Raw genomic sequence first — 18,042 nt, 5'->3', positions numbered from 1 at the left:
TGGGATGACGGCGCCGGTGTGGATGGCTGCGCCGCCGGAGGTGCACTCGGCTTTGTTGGGTAGCGGTCCGGGGCCGGCGTCGATGTTCGCGGCGGCGGCGGCGTGGAGTTCGATGAGTGTCGAATACGCTTCGGCGGCAGAAGAGCTCAGCGCATTGTTGGCCTCGACTCAGGCCGGGGCGTGGCAGGGGGCCAGCGCCGAGTCGTATGTGGCGGCGCACGCGCCGTACTTGGCCTGGTTGACGAAGGCCAGCGTGGACAGTGCCGCGGCGGCTGCCGAGCACGAGACGGCGGGGATGGCGTATACCGCGGCGTTGGCGGCGATGCCGACTTTGCCGGAGTTGGCCACCAACCATGTCGTCCATGGTGCTTTGATGGCGACGAATTTCTTTGGTATCAATACGATTCCGATCGCGGTCAACGAGGCCGACTATGCGCGGATGTGGGTCCAGGCCGCCACCACGATGACGACCTATGAAGCCGTCTCCACCGCGGCCGTGGCGGCCACACCGCAAACCGACCCGGCACCGCAGATCATGCGCGCCGACGACGCAGTCGCCCAGGACGACGAGGAGTTCCCCGACCCCTCGGTCGACAACCCGTTCAACCAGTTCCTTACCCAGATTCTGCGGTGGTTCGGGATCGATTGGAATCCCGGCCAAGCGACTGTCAATGGCATCCCGTACGACGAATACACCAACCCGGGCCAGCTGATCTACTGGGTTGTTCGCGCACTGGAACTGCTTGAGGACTTTGAGCAGTTCGGCGAGTACCTGCAGACAAATCCGGCCTTGGCTTTTCAGTACATCGCCTTCCTCGAGTCAGTCGACTGGCCGACCCACATCGCTCAGATCGCCAGCTGGCTATCGAGCACGCCGCAATTGCTACTCGTTCCGGTCATTGCGGCGGTTGCGCCGCTTGGGGCCGCCGGCGGCTTGGCCGGTCTGGCCGGACTGGCCGGAATCCCTCAGCCAGCCGTCCTGCCGGCGCCGCCCGCTCCGCCGCCGCCCGGACTGGTGCCGGCGCTCGGGTCGACCCCGATCGCCGCGCCGGCTGCGGTCCCCGCCTCGGCGCCCGCGCCCGCGCCCACTGCCGCGCCGAGTACCGTGGCCAGTCCGGCGCCGCCCGCGCCCCCGGCTCCGGCCGGGCCTGGTTTTGTGCCGCCCTATTTCGTCGCGCCGCCCGGCGTCGGGGCGGGTTCGGGAATGAGCGCGGCCGCCGCGGCGGCCGCGAAAAAGAAGGCGCCGGAACCCGATTCGGCTGCTGCCGCCGCCGCTGCGGCAGCTCAAGAGGCCCGGTCGCGGCGGCGCCAGCGGTCACGGCAGCGCGGGTACGGCGACGAGTACATGGACATGAACGTCGACGTCGACCCGGACTGGGAGGAGCCGACGACGACGGCGTCGGATCGGGGCGCGGGAAACCTGGGTTTCGCGGGCACCGCGCGCGTGCAAAGCCCCGCCGCTGCTGGGTTGGCCACGCTGGCCGGTGACAAATTCGGCGGTGGCCCACAGCTGCCGATGGTGCCGGGCACCTGGGACGCAGGCAATGGCGCCGCAGAAAGTGAAGGGCCACAAGACAGTAGGTAATCTCACGGCCAACACCAGCGGCAATGGCGATGCCCGTATCGGCGGGGCTGATCGCTAGTTTGACGCTGTCTTGATAACGACAATCATTTTCATTAGGCTCCTCGGCAACTTTACAGTCCGTCTCAGCCGAGGAGTTGTGGTGATGTCGTGTTTGGTTGTGGGCGGTGGCTTGGGATGACGGCGCCGGTGTGGATGGCTGCGCCGCCGGAGGTGCACTCGGCTTTGTTGGGTAGCGGTCCGGGGCCGGCGTCGATGTTCGCGGCGGCGGCGGCGTGGAGTTCGATGAGTGTCGAATACGCTTCGGCGGCAGAAGAGCTCAGCGCATTGTTGGCCTCGACTCAGGCCGGGGCGTGGCAGGGGGCCAGCGCCGAGTCGTATGTGGCCGCGCACGCGCCGTACTTGGCCTGGTTGACGAAGGCCAGCGTGGACAGTGCCGCGGCGGCCGCCGAGCACGAGACGGCGGGTATGGCGTATACCGCGGCGTTGGCGGCGATGCCGACTTTGCCGGAGTTGGCCACCAACCATGTCGTCCATGGTGCTTTGATGGCGACGAATTTCTTTGGTATCAATACGATTCCGATCGCGGTCAACGAGGCCGACTATGCGCGGATGTGGGTCCAGGCCGCCACCACGATGACGACCTATGAAGCCGTCTCCACTGCGGCAGTGGCGGCCACACCGCAAACCGACCCGGCACCGCACATCATGCACGCCGATGCGGCTACCGACGACGATCACGATCACCAGGAAGGCGACGGCCACGAAGGCCACGAGCACGGGTTTGACAGCCCGTTAAGTCGGTTCGTCGCACAAATCCTGCGGCTATTCGGAATCGATTGGGATCCCCTCGAGGCGACTCTCAACGGAGTGCCCATTCACGACTACACGAACCCCGGTGAAGTCCTGTGGTGGGTGGCGCGGGCGCTCGAACTCTTCTCAGATTTTCAACAGTTTGGCGCTTTGTTGCAGGAAAACCCGGCCGCAGCTTTCCAATTCATCACCGAGCTCGTGCTGCTCGATTGGCCGACTCACCTAGCCCAGCTCGCTGGTTTTCTCCCCACCCAGCCGCAGTTGTTCCTGGTGCCGATGCTCATCGTGGCTGCCCCCTTCGGGGCCGTAGGCGGCTTGGCCGGTCTGGCCGGACTGGCCGACATCCCTCAGCCAGCCGTCATGCCGGCGCCGACCGCTCCGCCGCCGCCCGGACTGGTGCCGGCGCTCGGATCGACCCCGATCGCCGCGCCGGCGGCCGCGCCGGCTGTCTCGGCGCCAGCGCCCGCGCCCGCTGCCGCGGCAAGCGCGGTGGCTAGTCCAGCGCCCGGCCCGCCGCCCATCAGTAGCGGATTCATGCCCCCGTACGCGGTCGGGCCGCCGGGTATCGGGTTTGGTTGCGGAATGAGTGCCGCTGCTGCCGCGGCCGCGAAAAAGAAGGCGCCGGAACCCGATACGGCTGCCGCCGCGGCGGCAGCTCGAGAGGCGGCCCGGCCACGGCGGCGCCAGCGGGTGCGGCAGCGCAGGCACGGCGACCAGCACATGGACATGAACGTCGACGTCGCCCCGGACTGGGAGGAGTCGACGACGACGGCGTCAGATCGGGGCGCCGGAGATCTTGGGTTTGTCGGTACGGCACGCAAGGAAACTGCAGCCGCGGCGGGCCTGGCAACTCTGGCCGAAGGTGAATTCGGTGGCGGGCCCAATATGCCAATGCTGCCGGGCAGCTGGGGCCTGGAGCGCAGCGAAGGGTCGCCAGACAGCGACGGCTAACGCGCGTAACGCTGGGGCGTCAGTGCTCGTCGTAATGGTCGTCGTGGGCGGCGTGCCGGCAACCGTCGTGCACGTAGTCGACGTGATCCCGGTGCGGGATCGCGACGTGCCCGCATCCCGTCCCGTGCACATGATCATGAGGCTCATGCACGGTGTGGCCGGAGGGCTCGCATTCGTCGTAGTGACCCTCGTGCTGCCGATGAATGTGACCGTCGTGCACGTAGTCGATGTGACCTCCGTGTGGGACCGCGACGTGCCCGCATCCTTCGCCGTGCACATGATCGTGTTCGGGGTGCTCGTTGTGAAGTGTGCTCGTCATCTAACTCCGCCTTCGTGCGGGATCTTGGAATCGCGCATCAACTGGCGCGATTACCGTGAGGCTAGCTCGCTGCCCCACCACCGTCGAGGGGCATCAGGCCTCCCGTCGGCGCGGTTCACCGGGCCGTTGACCGTCGGCAGGCATCCGGCTCGTCCACGCTCTAACCAGTCCGCGATGGGACCGATCCACAGCGGCCGGCCGCAAGATTTGGGTGGCCCTGCCTGATTGGCATCGGTACCGAATGAGCTGCTGCATCCGGCCGGCTATCGACGTGGCGAGCAAACCGTCCACCAGGCCGCTGCCTGAAAGCAACGTGAGCTGTCCTGGCTTCAATGTCCTTTGCTCCCAGCGGGAAAGGACGGTTCCGCGCGGCGGCGTAGTGTCGATTGAGTGCGTAGCGAAGGTGACACCTGGGACATCACAACGAGCGTCGGATCGACGGCGTTATTCGTAGCGACCGCGCGGGCGCTGGAGGCGCAGAAGCCCAACCCGCTGGCCCTGGACCCGTATGCGGAGGTCTTCTGTCGTGCCGTCGGTGGTTCGTCCGCCGACGTTCTCGACGGCAACGAACCCGACCACCCGCTCAAGAGCGCCGACTTCGGCGAGCATTTCGTGAACTTCCAGGCCGCTCGCACGAAGTACTTCGACGAGTACTTCCTGCGGGCCGCCGACGCCGGAGCACGGCAGATCGTCGTGCTGGCGGCCGGGCTCGACTCGCGCGCCTACCGGCTGGACTGGCCCGCCGCGACGACAATCTTCGAGCTGGATCGCCCGCAGGTTCTCGATTTCAAGCGTGAGGTGCTCGCCGGCCACGGCGACCAGCCGCGCGCCGAGCGCCGAGAGATCGCCGTGGATCTGCGCGACGACTGGCCACAAGCGTTGCGCGACAATGGCTTCGACCCCGCGAAGCCGTCGGCGTGGATCGCCGAGGGTCTGCTGATCTATCTGCCGGCCGCCGCGCAGGAGCAGCTGTTCACCGGCATCGACAGCCTGGCCGGACACGGCAGTCATGTCGCGGTCGAGGACGGCGCACCGCTGCAGGCCGACGAATTCGAGGCCGCGGTCGAAGAAGAGCGTGCGGCCGTGGCGCAGGGCGACAAGCGGCTGTTCTTCCAGTTGGTCTACAACGAGCAACACGCCCCGGCCACCGAGTGGTTCGGTCAGCACGGCTGGAACGCGGTCGGCACCCCGCTGGCCGATTACCTGCGCCAGGTCGGCCGCCCGGTCCCCGGCCCGGACACCGAAGCGGGACCGATGATTGCGCGCAACACCCTGGTCAGTGCCGTCCGGGCTTGAGCTCCGGTAGCCTCGCTCGGCCTTTCGGCCGCGGCTTTCTCCGAGCTTTCGATGAGTTGAAGACGCGCGGGAACTTTCGCACGCTGCTCGGCGACTACTAACGGGCTGATAGGTGTGCCGTCCACTGCCCGGGCGTCGCCGAATCCGGCCCAGCGAGGAGTGCTGACATGGCGCTACGGTCGGACGGGGGCGGCCGCGAATGACCGCGCCGATATGGATGGCATTGCCTCCCGAAGTTCATTCCACCTTGCTGAGCAGCGGTCCAGGGCCCGGCAGTTTGTTGGCCGCCGGCGGCGCCTGGAGCTCGTTGAGTGCCTCTTACGCGGAAACCGCGGACGAACTCTCCGCGATCCTGGCGGACACGCAGGCCGGGGCCTGGCAGGGGCCGAGCGCCGAGGAGTATGTGGCCGCACATGCGCCCTACCTGGCGTGGCTGACCCAGGCCAGCGCCGACAGTGCGTCGATGGCGGCCCAGCACGAGACGGCGGCCGCCGCGTACACCGCAGCGTTGGCCGCGATGCCGACACTGCCGGAACTGGCCACCAACCACGTCGTGCACGGCGCGCTGGTGGGGACCAATTTCTTTGGCATGAACACGATTCCGATCGCGCTCAACGAGGCCGACTACGCGCGGATGTGGGTCCAGGCCGCCACCACGATGACGACCTATCAGGCCGTCTCCACCACCGCCCTGGCCGCAGCGCCGCAGGCCGATCCGGCGCCGGTCATCATGCAAGCCGACGACACCGGCAGCTCCGATAGTGGCAGCAATCTTCCCTACGACGACATCATCGACAACGACGGGGGCAACCCGTACCAGCTGAGTTGGTGGATAAACCGCTTCCTCGAAATATTCCAGACGCTCGACCGCGACTTAAAGTTGTTCCAAACGAACCCGGCGCAGGCGTTCGCGCAGTTGTGGGCCGACATTGGGCTACTGGTCGCCGACGAGTTCACCCACGTCGGCGAGGCGTTTCAGGCCTTCGCTCCGCAAATCGCGATTATCGTGGCGACCTCCACCCTCGGGTTCGCCGGAGCCTTGGCGAGCCTGGCGTCGCTGGCGGCGATTCAGCCTCAAGTTGCCGCGGCCCCGGCACTGGCGGTGCCCACACCAGTGCCGGCGACGCCGAGCCTGCATGCGGTGGCGAGCATGCACACCGTGGGTGTGCACGCCGCTCCTACGCCGTCCTCGGTTCCGACTTCGGTTCCCGCGTCGGCGCCGGCTTCGGCGCCGGCAGCCGGATCCCCACCGCCGCCCGCCGGGGTCGAGAGCGCGTACCCGTACCTAGTGGGAGGCCCCGGCATCGGGTCCGGCGCCGGGATGAGCAGCGGTGCACAGCGCAAGGCTCCGCAGCCCGATTCGGTCGCGGCCGCCGCCACGGCAGCGGCGCGGGAAGAGAGCAGGGCACGTCGGCGCCGGCGGGCAGCGATGCGAGGCCACCAGCCTGGCTACCGTTACGAATTCTTGGACTTCGATGATGAGGTCGGCCCGTTCGTCGACGCGCCGGCAGTCGACGGCCCGACCACGCCGTCCGAGCAGGGCGCGGGTGCTTTGGGGTTTGCTGGGACGGTCCGCAAGGATGCCGCTGCGGCAGCAGGATTGGCGACGTTGGACGGCGACGGATTCGGGAGTGGCCCGTCGGTTCCGATGGTGCCCGGAACCTGGCCGGGGCCCGGCGCTGACGGACCGACGTGAAACGGCCGGGAGCTGGAACCGAGCGTGCCCGCTAGGGAACTTTTCCGGTCGAGCAGCCGACTATTAGCTGCCTGCTCGCGGCGCCGCTATCAGCTAGGCGGTCGTTGCGCCCCACCCGATCGGTTAGGAGTCGCTGCTGTGACCGCGCCGGGTTTGATCGCCGCACGCTCACGACGGCTTATGGCGCTCAATGACCTCAATGACCGCGGCGAATCCGAGTCGGTCCCTGGGATTGAGGCCGGCTCGTTCCTAGCGTCGGCGCGCGGGGCGGGGGTCCCAGCGGGTTTCACCCGTCTCTCGGGGTGCAAGAGTCCGGAAACCGCTTTGATAATGAAAACCATATTCAGTAAGCTTAGCCGCCGGACGAAGTGCGGCCAATGCCACAACAGGAGCGGGGAACCGGTGATCGAGCAGAAAGCCCAGTTCAAGGTGCTGATCGGGCTGGGTGGATGGTCGGTCGGACGACCCCAAGAGCCTCGACACTTAGCTTATGCAATGCTAACTTCAGCAAATTAAGTTAGGGGAGACTATCTTCATGGAAAATTGCGGCCGTGGAACTCGGTGATCGCGGTGTGCTCGCAGTCCAGCCCGGCACTTCCCGGGTGGACGCCAGAGTCGACGGCGACGTGGTCAGCCGCTTTGCGACGTGCTGCCGCGCCCTTGGCATCGCGGTCGATCAACGTCAGCGCCCGGCCGATCTGGCCGCCGCTCGCTCGGGCTTCATGGCGCTGACCCGCGTCGCCCATGATCAGTGCGACGCGTGGACCGGGCTCGCGGCCGCCGGCGACGCGTCCTTCCGGGTGCTGGAGGCGGTGTCGCGCACCGTGGCCACGGCCGGCGTGCTGCAGCGGCAGGCTGACCTCGCGCCCGGCGCCCTGGGCTTCCGTTACGACAGCGGACTGTATCTACAGTTTCGCGCCGCCAACCCGGACGAGTTTCACCTCGCCTTCGCCGCGGCCCTGGCAACGGCCGGGCGGTTTGCCGAGGCCGACGAGATCGTTGCCGGGCTGACCGCCCGCCGCCCGCGCTGGCGTGAGGCGCGGTGGATCTCGGTCGTGATCAATTACCGCGCGGAGCGGTGGTCCGACGTCGTCAAGCTGCTGACCCCGATCGTCAACGACTCCGATCTCGACGGCGCCTACGCCCACGCGGCCAAGATCGCCCTGGGAACCGCGCTCGCCCGCCTGGGCTTGTTCGCTCCCGCGCTGTCCTACCTCGAGGAGCCCGAGGGCCCGGTTGAGGTGGCCACGGTCGATGGGACGTTGGCCAAGGCGCTTGTGCTACGCATGCACGTCGACGAAGAGTCGGCGAGTGAAGTGCTGCAGGATCTGTATGCCGCACACCCGGAGAACGAACAGGTCGAAAAGGCGTTGACCGACACCAGTTTCGGGATTGTGACCACCAACGCGGCCCGCATCGAGGCCCGCACCGATCCGTGGGATCCGGAAACCGAGCCCAGCGCAGAGGATTTCGTCGACCCCGCCGCGCACGAGCGCAAGTCCGTGCTGCTGCACGAGGCCGAACGTCAGCTCACCGAGTTCATCGGCCTCGAAGAGGTGAAGAACCAGGTATCGCGGCTCAAGAGCTCGGTGGCCATGGAGTTGGTGCGCAAGCAGCGTGGCCTGCAGGTCGCACAACGCGCCCATCACCTGGTTTTCGCCGGACCGCCCGGGACCGGTAAGACGACGATCGCGCGTGTGGTTGCCAAAATCTATTGCGGCCTGGGCCTTTTGAAGAAGGAAAACATCCGCGAGGTGCACCGCGCCGACCTCATCGGTCAGCACATCGGCGAAACCGAGGCCAAGACCAACGCGATCATCGACAGCGCGCTGGACGGGGTGCTGTTCCTCGATGAGGCCTACGCCCTGGTGGCCACCGGCGCCAAGAACGACTTTGGCCTGGTCGCCATCGACACGCTGCTGGCCCGCATGGAAAACGACCGCGACCGACTGGTGGTGATCATCGCCGGCTACCGGGCGGATCTGGACAAGTTCCTGGACACCAACGAGGGTCTGCGGTCGCGCTTTACCCGCAATATCACTTTCCCGTCCTACAACTCCCACGAGCTGGTGGAGATCGCGCGCACGATGGCCGAACAGCGCGACAGCATCTTCGAGCAGTCTGCGCTCGACCACATGGACGACCTGTTCGAGAAATTGGCGACGGGCACGACCCCCGACTCCAACGGGGTCGAACGGCGCAGCCTCGACATCGCGGGTAACGGTCGTTTCGTCCGAAACATCGTCGAGCGCTCCGAGGAGGAGCGCGAATTCCGGTTGGACCATTCAGAACAGGCGGGAACCGGTGCGTTCACCGATGAGGAGCTGATGACGATCACCGACCGAGATGTCAGTAATTCGGTAGAGCCGCTGCTGCGCGGGCTTGGGCTCTCGGTGCCCTCATGACCAATCCCGAACCTCAGGACGAACGGCGTTCCTTCTCGTCGCGTACCCCCGTGAACGACAATCCCGACCAGGTGGTCTACCGCCGCGGGTTTGTCACCCGGCATCAGGTGACCGGCTGGCGTTTTGTGATGCGCCGCATCGCCTCGGGAATCGCCTTGCACGACACCAGGATGCTGGTCGACCCGCTGCGCACCCAGTCGCGCGCGGTATTGATGGGCGCCCTGATTCTGATCACCGGGCTGGCCGGCTGCTTCGTGTTCTCGCTGATCCGACCCAACGGTCAGGCGGGCAACAACGCGGTGCTCGCGGATCGGGACACGGCCGCCCTGTATGTGCGCATCGGCGACGAACTGCACCCGGTGTTGAACCTGACCTCGGCCCGGTTGATCGCCGGCAAGCCGGTCAACCCCGCAACGGTGAAAAGCAGTGGGCTGGACCGGTTTCCGCGCGGAAACCTGATCGGCATCCCGGGTGCGCCGGAACGTATGGTGCAGAACGCATCTCATGACGCGAACTGGACGGTGTGTGACGCGGTCAGTGAGGCGGCTCAGGGCTCGCACGCCGTGCACAGCACCGGCGTCACCGTGATCGCGGGCACCCCCGACAGCAGCGGCGCACGTGCGGCGTCGATCGCACCCGCCGACGCAATCCTCGTCGAGTTCACCGGCGACAAGGGCACCAGCACTTGGGTGCTGTGGAACGGCAGGCGCAGCCAGATCGACCTGGCCAACCACGCGGTCACCAATGCGTTGGGGCTGGGTGCCGACCTGCCCGCACCGCGGCCCATCGCGGCGGGGCTGTTCAACGCGATTCCCGAGGCGCCCGCGCTTTCCGCGCCCGCCATCCCGAATGCCGGTGCCCCGGCGAACTATCCGGTCCCCGCGCCGATCGGGTCGGTGGTGACGTCCTACGGTGTCGATCCGGGCAACGTGCGTTACTTCGCGGTGCTGCCGGACGGCCTGCAACCGATCTCGCCGGTGCTCGCCGCGGTCCTGCGCAACACCAATTCCTATGGGATGGAACAACCCCCGCGACTGGGTGCCGATGAGGTGGCCAAGTTGCCGGTCTCGCGGGTGCTGGACACCACGCGCTTTCCGGATCGCCAGATCGTGCTGGTCGACGCGGCCAAGAATCCCGTCGCCTGCGCTTACTGGAGCAAGCCGGCCGGGGCTGCGAGCAGCTCGCTGGCCCTGCTGGCGGGTTCCGCGCTGCCGGTGCCGGACGCGGTTCGCACCGTAAACCTGATCGGCGGCGGCACCCAGGGGATCGCCACCCGGGTGGCCCTGGCACCGGGCACCGGCTACTTCGCTCAGAGCGTCGGTGGCGCAGCGACTTCGCCGGGTGCCGGCTCACTGTTCTGGGTGTCCGACACCGGCGTGCGCTATGGCATCGACAACGAGGCCGAGAGCGCCGGACACGGCAAAACCGTTGAGGCCCTTGGCTTAACGCCACCCCCCGTTCCCATTCCCTGGTCGATACTGTCGCTGTTCGCGACGGGTCCGACGCTATCGCGCGCCGACGCGTTACTTGCGCACGACGGCTTGGCGCCCGATAGCAAGCCCGGACGTCCGGTATCGGCCGAAGGAGGACCCCGATGAGCCGACTGATCTTCGAGGCCCGCCGGCGCCTGGCGCCGCCGAGCACCCGCCAGGGCACCATTACGATCGAGGCACCGCCCGAGCTGCCCCGGGTGATTCCGCCGTCGTTCCTGCGCCGCGCCATGCCCTACGTGCTGGTGATCCTGATCGTCGGCATGATCGTCGCGCTGGTCGCCACCGGGATGCGGGTGATCTCCCCGCAGACGCTGTTCTTCCCATTTGTGTTGCTGCTGGCGGCAACCGCGCTCTATCGCGGCAACGACAACAAGATGCGCACCGAGGAGGTCGACGCCGAACGCGCCGACTACCTGCGCTACCTGTCGGTGGTCCGGGACAACATCCGCACCCAGGCCGCCCAGCAGCGTGCCGCCGCGCAGTGGTCGCATCCCGAGCCGGCGGCATTGGCAACGGTGCCCGGGTCTCGCCGCCAGTGGGAACGCGACCCGCATGATCCCGATTTCCTGGTGTTGCGGGCCGGGCGTCACCAGGTCCCCCTGGCCACCGCGGTCCGGGTTCAGGACACCGCCGACGAAATCGATCTGGAACCGGTGTCGCACAGCTCATTACGCAGCCTGCTCGACACCCAGCGCACCGTGCGCGATGTGCCCACCGGAATCGACTTGAGCAAGGTCTCCCGAATCACCATCCTCGGTGAACCCGACGAGGTGCAAGGGGCGTTGCGGGCCTGGGTCGCTCAGGCCGTCACCTGGCACGACCCGACCGTGCTGGGAGTGGCGCTGGCCACCCGCGATCCGGAGAACCGCGACTGGTCGTGGCTGAAGTGGTTGCCCCACGTCGACATTCCCGGCGAGGTGGACGGTGTGGGGCCGGCCCGCTTCCTGTCCAGCAGCCCCGATGAACTGGCCACCCTGTTGGGTCCCGCGCTGGCCGACCGGCCGCTGTTCAACGGCGAGCCGGCCGACGCGTTGCGGCACCTGCTGATCATCATCGACGACCCTGAATACGACGTGAACGCCTCGGCGCTGGCGCTCGGACGGGCCGGCGTGACCGTGGTCCACCGCACCACGAATTCGCCTAACCGCGAACAGTATTCGGATCCGGAGAAGCCGATTCTGCGGGTCGCGAACGGGGCCATCCAGCGCTGGCAGACCGGCGGCTGGCAGCCCTTCATCGACAACGCCGACGCGCTCGGCGCCGACGAAGCCGCCCACCTGGCCCGTCAGTTGTCGCGCTGGGATTCCAACCCGACTCACACCGGGCTCCGCTCGGCGGCCACCCGGGGCGCCGCGTTCACCACGCTGCTGGGTGTTCCGGACGCCTCGCAGCTGGATGTGCCGACGCTGTGGGGACCGCGTCGCCGCGACGACGAGTTGCGGGTACCGATCGGCGTCACCGCGACCGGCGAACCGCTGTACTTCGACCTCAAGGACGAAGCCGAGGGCGGGATGGGTCCGCACGGCCTGATGATCGGTATGACCGGTTCCGGCAAGTCGCAGACTCTGATGTCAATTCTATTGTCGCTGTTGACAACTCATTCAGCCGACCGACTCATCGTGATCTATGCCGACTTCAAGGGTGAGGCCGGGGCCGACAGCTTCCGGGACTTCCCACAGGTCGTCGCGGTGATCTCGAACATGGCCGAGAAGAAATCGCTGGCCGACCGGTTCGCCGACACGCTGCGCGGTGAGGTGGCACGGCGCGAAACGTTGCTGCGCGAAGCCGGCCGGCGGGTTCAGGGCAGCGCGTTCAACTCGGTGGTCGAATACGAGAACGCCATCGCCGCCGGGCATGACCTGCCGCCGATCCCGACCCTGTTCGTGGTCGCCGACGAGTTCACGCTGATGCTGGCCGATTACCCGCAGTACGCGGAACTGTTCGACTACGTGGCGCGCAAGGGTCGCTCGTTCCGCATCCACATCCTGTTCGCGTCCCAGACGCTGGATGTCGGCAAGATCAAGGACATCGACAAGAACACCTCGTATCGCATCGGGTTGAAGGTGGCCAGTCCCAGCGTTTCTCGCCAAATCATCGGCGTGGACGACGCCTACCACATCGAATCAGGTAAAGAACACAAAGGCGTGGGCTTCCTGGTGCCCGCCCCCGGTGCCGCCCCGATCAAGTTCCGCAGCACCTACGTCGACGGCATCTACGAGCCGCCGCGAACCGCTAAAACCCTTGTGGTCCAGTCTATTCCGCAGCCCAAACTGTTCACGGCCGGACGGGTGGAGCCCGATCAGGGCACGGTGATCACCGGAGCTGACCAAGACGAGTTCGCCGGTCCGCCGCGCAAGCTGATCGCCACCATCGGCGAGCAGCTGGCGCGCTACGGGCCCCGGGCGCCGCAGCTCTGGTTGCCGCCGCTGGACGAGCCGATCCCGCTGACCACGGTGCTGGCGAACGCTCGAGTGCCGGAACGGCAATGGCGTTGGCCGCTCGGTGAGATCGACAAGCCGTTCGAGATGCGCCGCGACCCGCTGATTTTCGACGCCACGTCGGCGTCGGGCAACATGGTGATCCACGGCGGTGCCAAATCAGGTAAATCGTCTGCGCTGCAAACGTTTATCTTGTCCGCGGCCAGCTTGCACTCGCCGCGTGACGTCACTTTCTACTGCCTGGACTACGGCGGTGGTCAGCTGCGTGCGCTGGAAGACCTGGCACACGTCGGCAGTGTGGCGTCGCCGTTGGAGCCCGAGCGCATTCGTCGCACTTTCGGCGAACTCGAGCAGCTGCTGATTTCCCGGCAGCGCCGCGAGGCGTTCCGCGACAAGCACGGTTCGACTCACGACGACGGCTTCGGTGAGGTGTTCCTGGTCATCGACAACCTCTACGCCTTCGCCCGGGACAACACCGACCAGTTCAACACGCGTAACCCCCTGCTGGCCAAGGTGACTGAGATCGTCAACGTCGGCCTCGCGTACGGCATCCACGTGATCATCACCACCCCGAGCTGGCTGGAGGTGCCGTTGGCGATGCGTGACGGCCTCGGGCTGCGCCTCGAGCTCAAGCTGCACGACGCGCGGGACAGCAATGTGCGGGTGGTCGGGGCGCTGCGCCGCCCGGCCGACGCCGTGCCGGCCGACCAGCCGGGTCGCGGGTTGACCATGGCCGCCGAGCACTTCCTGTTCGCAAACCCCGCGTTGGACGCGGAAACAAACCCAGTGGCCGCGATCAACGCCCGCTACCCGGGCGTGGCCGCACCGCCGGTTCGGCTGCTGCCGACCAACCTGGCACCGGACGCCCTCGAGCCGTTGTATCGCGGACCCGAACAGGTCGTCATCGGCCAGCGCGAAGAGGACCTGGCGCCGGTCGTGCTCGACTTCGCGGAGAACCCGCTGCTGATGGTGTTCGGCGACAGCAAGTCCGGCAAGACCACCTTGTTGCGCCACATCATCCGCACCATCCGCGAGCACTCCACGTCGGACCGGGTGGCGTTCACGGTGCTGGATCGGCGGTTGCATCTCGTCGAGGAGCCGCTGTTCGCCGATAACGAGTACACCGCCAACATCGACCGGATCATCCCGGCGATGCTGGGCCTGTCCAACATCATCGGATCGCGGCGCCCGCCGGCGGGCTTGTCGGCGGCGGAGTTGGCCCGGTGGAGCTACCAGGGCCACACCCACTACCTGATCATCGACGACGTCGACCAGATTCCGGACGCGCCGGCGATGAGTGGCCCATACATCGGCCAGCGCCCATGGACCAGCCTCATTCCGGAGCTGAGCCAGGCTGCCGACCTGGGGCTGAGGGTGATCGTGACGGCGCGGGCCACCGGGTCGGGGCATGCCCTGATGACCAGCCCGCTGCTGCGGCGTTTCAACGACTTGCAGGCAACCACGTTGATGCTGGCGGGCAACCCGCAGGACAGCGGGAAGATCCGCGGTCAACGATTTGGCCGGTTGCCTGCCGGACGGGCAATTCTGTTGGGAGACACCGAAAGCCCGACGTATGTGCAGTTGGTCAACCCGTTGGTTGGCGAGTCTGTTGTAGGGGGAGCCGACGAAGGTTTCGCCCGCTGATGGTGATTAGTGAAGCGCAACAAAAGGAGTCATTATGACGTTGCGAGTTGTCCCTGAAGGCCTGGCGGCGACGAGTGCGGCGGTGGAGGCGCTGACGGCGCGGTTGGCGAGTGCACACGCGGCGGCCGCTCCGGCGATCACCGCGGTGGTGCCACCCGCGGCGGATCCGGTGTCGCTGACGACCGCTGCCGGATTCAGCACCCAGGGCCAGCTGCACTCCGTGGTGGCCGCCGAGGGCGTCGAGGAGTTGGGCCGCGCCGGCGTCGGTGTCGGCGAAGGCGGCGCGAGTTATCTCGCGGGTGACGCCGCGGCGGCCGTGACGTACGGAGTGGCGGGCGCCTGAGCATGACCGCGCCCATCTGGATGGCTTCTCCGCCGGAGGTGCATTCGGCGTTGCTGACCGCTGGACCGGGACCGGGGCCGCTGTTGGCGGCCGCCGGTGCGTGGACCTCGCTCAGCACCGAATATGCCGACGCGGCAGCCGAACTCAGTGGGCTACTGGGGGAAGTACAAGCGGGGGCGTGGGAAGGACCGACCGCCGAGCAGTACGCGGCGGCGCACCTGCCGTATCTGGCGTGGCTGATGCAGGCCAGCGCCGACAGTGCGGGCGCGGCCGCCCAGCATGAAGTCGCGGCGGCGGCCTACACCGGCGCCCTGACGGCCATGCCGACGCTGGGGGAGCTGGCTGCCAACCACCTGATCCACGGTGTCCTGGTGGGGACGAATTTCTTTGGAATCAACACGATCCCGATCGCGGTCAACGAGGCCGACTACGCACGGATGTGGGTCCAGGCCGCCACCACGATGAGCACCTACCAGGTCATCTCCGACGGGGCGCTGGCGGCGTGGCCCCAGACCGACCCCGCTCCCAACGTGCTGCGTCCCGGTACCGAGACCAACAACTTCTCGACGTTGGCCCAGCAGAGCGATTCGAACCTGGGGAATTGGATCGACGATCTGCTTCGCCAGCTGCAGCAGTTCTTCCAGGATCTCTTCCAGAATCTGCAGCAATTCCTCTCGGATCTCATGAGGAATTTGGGGCCCTTCCTGGTGGCCAATGGGCCGCTGCTGTTCTTCCTCGCCTACCAGCTGATCACCAACTTGCTCGGTTGGCCGACGTGGGGCGCGATTTTGAGCGCACCCTTCCTGATCCCGCTGGTGATCGGCATCGGGGCGTACCTGTACCTACGGGCCCCCGCGGACCTGCCCGAGGTTCCGGGGGCGGTGGCCGTGCCGCCGGCGCCGGCTTCCCAGAGTCCGATGCCGCCGGTTGCAGCCATGGCCCCGCCGGCTCCGTCGCCGGCGTCGGCTCCCGCGTCCGCACCTGCTGCGCCCGCCACCGCGGCGACCGCACCGGCGCCCGCGCCGGTCGCCGGAACTTTCGGCTACGTGGTGGCCATGGGTGGCGATCCGGAGACCGGCTTCGGCCCCACCCTTGGCGGCCGCGGCGGGATCAAGGCGCCGGCCGCGACCATCCCGGCGGCTGCCGCGGCGGTACCGGGCCGCGCGGCCGCGGCGCGACGGCGCAGACGGGCCGCGATGCGCGATCACGGTGACGAATTCCTCGACATGAACGTCGATGTCGATCCCGACTGGGGTGGCGCCGATGAAGAGGAACTCGTGACGGCCGCAATAGCTTCGGGAAGTGGGGCCGGGCGGCTGGGATTTGCCGGAACCGCGCGCAAAGACGCGGATCTGCAGGCGTCGGGACTGACCGAGCTGACCGGCGATGAATACGGCAGTGGCCCGCGGATGCCGATGGTGCCGGGAACCTGGGACCGTAACGGCGCGGGCGCGGGTGAGCCCGACGAAGCGGGGGGAGGGGGCTCGGACAGTCAGCAGTAACTCAGCCAATAGACGAAATCGTAAGGGACAGAAGAGAAAGGAAACGTCATGAGTCTTCTGGATGCTCACATTCCACAGTTGGTGACCTCGCAGTCGGCGTTCAGCGCCAAGGCGGCCCTGATGCGCAGCACGATCAACGGGGCCGAGCAGGAAGCGATGGCCGCCCAGGCATTCCACCAGGGTGAGTCGTCGGCTGCGTTCCAGGCCGCGCACGCCCGGTTCGTGGAAATGGCCGCACGGGTCAACACCCTGCTGGACATCGCCCAAGCCAACCTCGGTGACGCCGCGGGCACCTATGTGGCCGCCGACGCCGCCGCCGCGTCCGGCTACACCTCGTTCTGAGCTTGACCACTAGTAACCGCGAAAGGACTTGAGATGTCGCAGATCATGTACAACTACCCCGCGATGCTGAGCCACGCTGCCGACATGTCGGGCTACGCCGGCACGATGCAGGGCCTCGGCGCCGACATCGCCACCGAGCAGGCCGCGCTGCAGAACGCCTGGCAGGGTGACACCGGTATGACCTACCAGGTCTGGCAGGCCCAGTGGAACCAGGCCATGGAGGCGTTGGTGCGCTCTTACCAGGCGATGGCCAGCACGCACGAAAACAACACCCTGGCCATGTTCGCGCGCGACACGGCCGAAGCAGCCAAGTGGGGCGGCTAGTCCTCGGTCGATGAGTGTCGAGCCGAATGCCGTCGAGCTGACGGTGGAAAACGCATGGTTCATCGCCGAAACCATTGGAGCGGGCAGCTTCCCCTGGGTTTTGGCGATCACCACGCCCTATCGCGATGCGGCGGAGCGCGGCGCGTTCTTCAAAGATCAGAAGGACGAGTTGACCCGGATGGGTCTGATGGAGTCCGACGGGTCCGAAACGGGAAGAGTGAACCGGGTGGTCGCCGACTGGATCAAGTTGGTGTGTTTTCCCGACCAATGGCTTGATTTGCGCTACGTGAGCTCCGGCGCAGCCGACGGTGCCGGGGAGTTGCTGCGCGGTGTGGTCGCGCGGCGCGCCGGCACCACCGGTAAGACCGTCGTCGCGCTGCGCAGCGCGCAGCTGGTCACGTTTACCGCCATGAATATCGGTGACGCGCGGGCACTGGTTCCGGTCCTCGGTGTGGGGCTGGGCCAGCGTCCGCCGGCGCAGTTCACGGAGTTCAGTATGCCGGCGTGCGTCGGAGCCCGCGCCGACGAACGGCTGCGCTCCGGCGCGGAGCTGACCGAAGTCCTTGACTACCTCGGCATTCCGCAATCGGCCCGCGCGGTGGTGGAATCCGTCTTCACGGGCCCGCGTACCTACGTGGAGATCGTCGCCGGCCGCCAGCGCGACGGCCGGCATGCCACCACCGAAGTCGGAATGAGCATTGTCGACACCACCGCGGGCCGGATCCTGGTCAGTCCATCCCGCGCGTTCGACGGCGAATGGGTCTCGACGTTCAGTCCGGGAACCCCGTTTGCGATTGCCGTCGCGATCGAGCACTTGACCGCCTGCCTGCCCGACGGACACTGGTTCCCCAATCAGCGGCTGTCGCGAGATTTATCCACCCAATACGCCTAAAA

General features: G+C 67.1%; 13 protein-coding genes. 12 read left to right on the top strand and 1 reads right to left on the bottom strand.

Translation table 11 applies throughout. From position 1 onward, the window contains the following. Positions 1-4 precede the first annotated feature (4 nt). Positions 5-1,585, top strand: coding sequence for a PPE family protein (locus SKC41_RS05080; protein ID WP_330976622.1), 1,581 nt, complete (start codon positions 5-7; stop codon positions 1,583-1,585). 174 nt (positions 1,586-1,759) lie between these two features. Further along, positions 1,760-3,346 (top strand): PPE family protein, encoded by a 1,587-nt coding sequence (locus SKC41_RS05075; protein WP_330976621.1) that lies wholly within the window; start codon positions 1,760-1,762, stop codon positions 3,344-3,346. A 19-nt stretch (positions 3,347-3,365) separates the two neighbouring features. On the opposite strand, the gene SKC41_RS05070 is transcribed toward SKC41_RS05075, so the two are convergent. Next, on the bottom strand, positions 3,366-3,665 hold the full coding sequence (locus SKC41_RS05070; protein ID WP_330976620.1) for a hypothetical protein: 300 nt from the start codon (positions 3,663-3,665) through the stop codon (positions 3,366-3,368). A 390-nt stretch (positions 3,666-4,055) separates the two neighbouring features. Here SKC41_RS05070 and SKC41_RS05065 point away from each other — a divergent pair, with 390 nt between their 5' ends. The 10 genes from SKC41_RS05065 to SKC41_RS05020 all read left to right on the top strand — a co-directional run bounded on the left by SKC41_RS05065 (position 4,056) and on the right by SKC41_RS05020 (position 18,040). Beyond that, positions 4,056-4,961, top strand: coding sequence for a class I SAM-dependent methyltransferase (locus tag SKC41_RS05065; RefSeq protein ID WP_330976619.1), 906 nt, complete (start codon positions 4,056-4,058; stop codon positions 4,959-4,961). Between the two features lie 199 nt (positions 4,962-5,160). Then, the gene (locus SKC41_RS05060; RefSeq protein WP_330976618.1) at positions 5,161-6,657 is read left to right on the top strand and encodes a PPE family protein; all 1,497 of its coding nucleotides are present in this window, start codon (positions 5,161-5,163) and stop codon (positions 6,655-6,657) included. Positions 6,658-7,208: 551 nt separating this feature from the next. Beyond that, positions 7,209-9,062 (top strand): type VII secretion AAA-ATPase EccA, encoded by a 1,854-nt coding sequence (eccA, locus tag SKC41_RS05055; protein ID WP_330976617.1) that lies wholly within the window; start codon positions 7,209-7,211, stop codon positions 9,060-9,062. After that, positions 9,059-10,660 (top strand): type VII secretion protein EccB, encoded by a 1,602-nt coding sequence (gene eccB / locus SKC41_RS05050; protein ID WP_330976616.1) that lies wholly within the window; start codon positions 9,059-9,061, stop codon positions 10,658-10,660. The genes eccA and eccB overlap by 4 nt, the downstream gene beginning before the upstream one ends. Then, positions 10,657-14,637, top strand: a complete 3,981-nt coding sequence (eccCa, locus tag SKC41_RS05045) for a type VII secretion protein EccCa (protein WP_330976615.1) — start codon at positions 10,657-10,659, stop codon at positions 14,635-14,637. Before eccB ends, eccCa begins: the two co-directional genes overlap by 4 nt. A 34-nt stretch (positions 14,638-14,671) precedes the next feature. Next, positions 14,672-14,980 (top strand): PE family protein, encoded by a 309-nt coding sequence (locus SKC41_RS05040; RefSeq protein ID WP_330976614.1) that lies wholly within the window; start codon positions 14,672-14,674, stop codon positions 14,978-14,980. A gap of 2 nt (positions 14,981-14,982) precedes the next feature. Next, positions 14,983-16,482: a PPE family protein gene (locus tag SKC41_RS05035; protein ID WP_330976613.1), complete on the top strand. Its 1,500-nt coding sequence runs from the start codon at positions 14,983-14,985 to the stop codon at positions 16,480-16,482. 48 nt (positions 16,483-16,530) lie between these two features. Further along, the gene (locus tag SKC41_RS05030) at positions 16,531-16,824 is read left to right on the top strand and encodes a WXG100 family type VII secretion target (protein ID WP_330976612.1); all 294 of its coding nucleotides are present in this window, start codon (positions 16,531-16,533) and stop codon (positions 16,822-16,824) included. 33 nt (positions 16,825-16,857) lie between these two features. After that, positions 16,858-17,148 carry a WXG100 family type VII secretion target gene (locus tag SKC41_RS05025; RefSeq protein ID WP_025736523.1) on the top strand — a complete coding sequence of 97 codons (291 nt, stop codon included), beginning with the start codon at positions 16,858-16,860 and terminating at the stop codon, positions 17,146-17,148. A gap of 10 nt (positions 17,149-17,158) precedes the next feature. After that, positions 17,159-18,040 carry an ESX secretion-associated protein EspG gene (locus SKC41_RS05020; protein ID WP_330976611.1) on the top strand — a complete coding sequence of 294 codons (882 nt, stop codon included), beginning with the start codon at positions 17,159-17,161 and terminating at the stop codon, positions 18,038-18,040. Positions 18,041-18,042: the final 2 nt, after the last annotated feature.

Source organism: Mycobacterium sp. 050128 (assembly GCF_036409155.1).
In the GTDB taxonomy this organism is placed as follows: Bacteria; Actinomycetota; Actinomycetes; order Mycobacteriales; family Mycobacteriaceae; genus Mycobacterium.
This window is presented reverse-complemented; position numbering and strand designations above follow the sequence as displayed.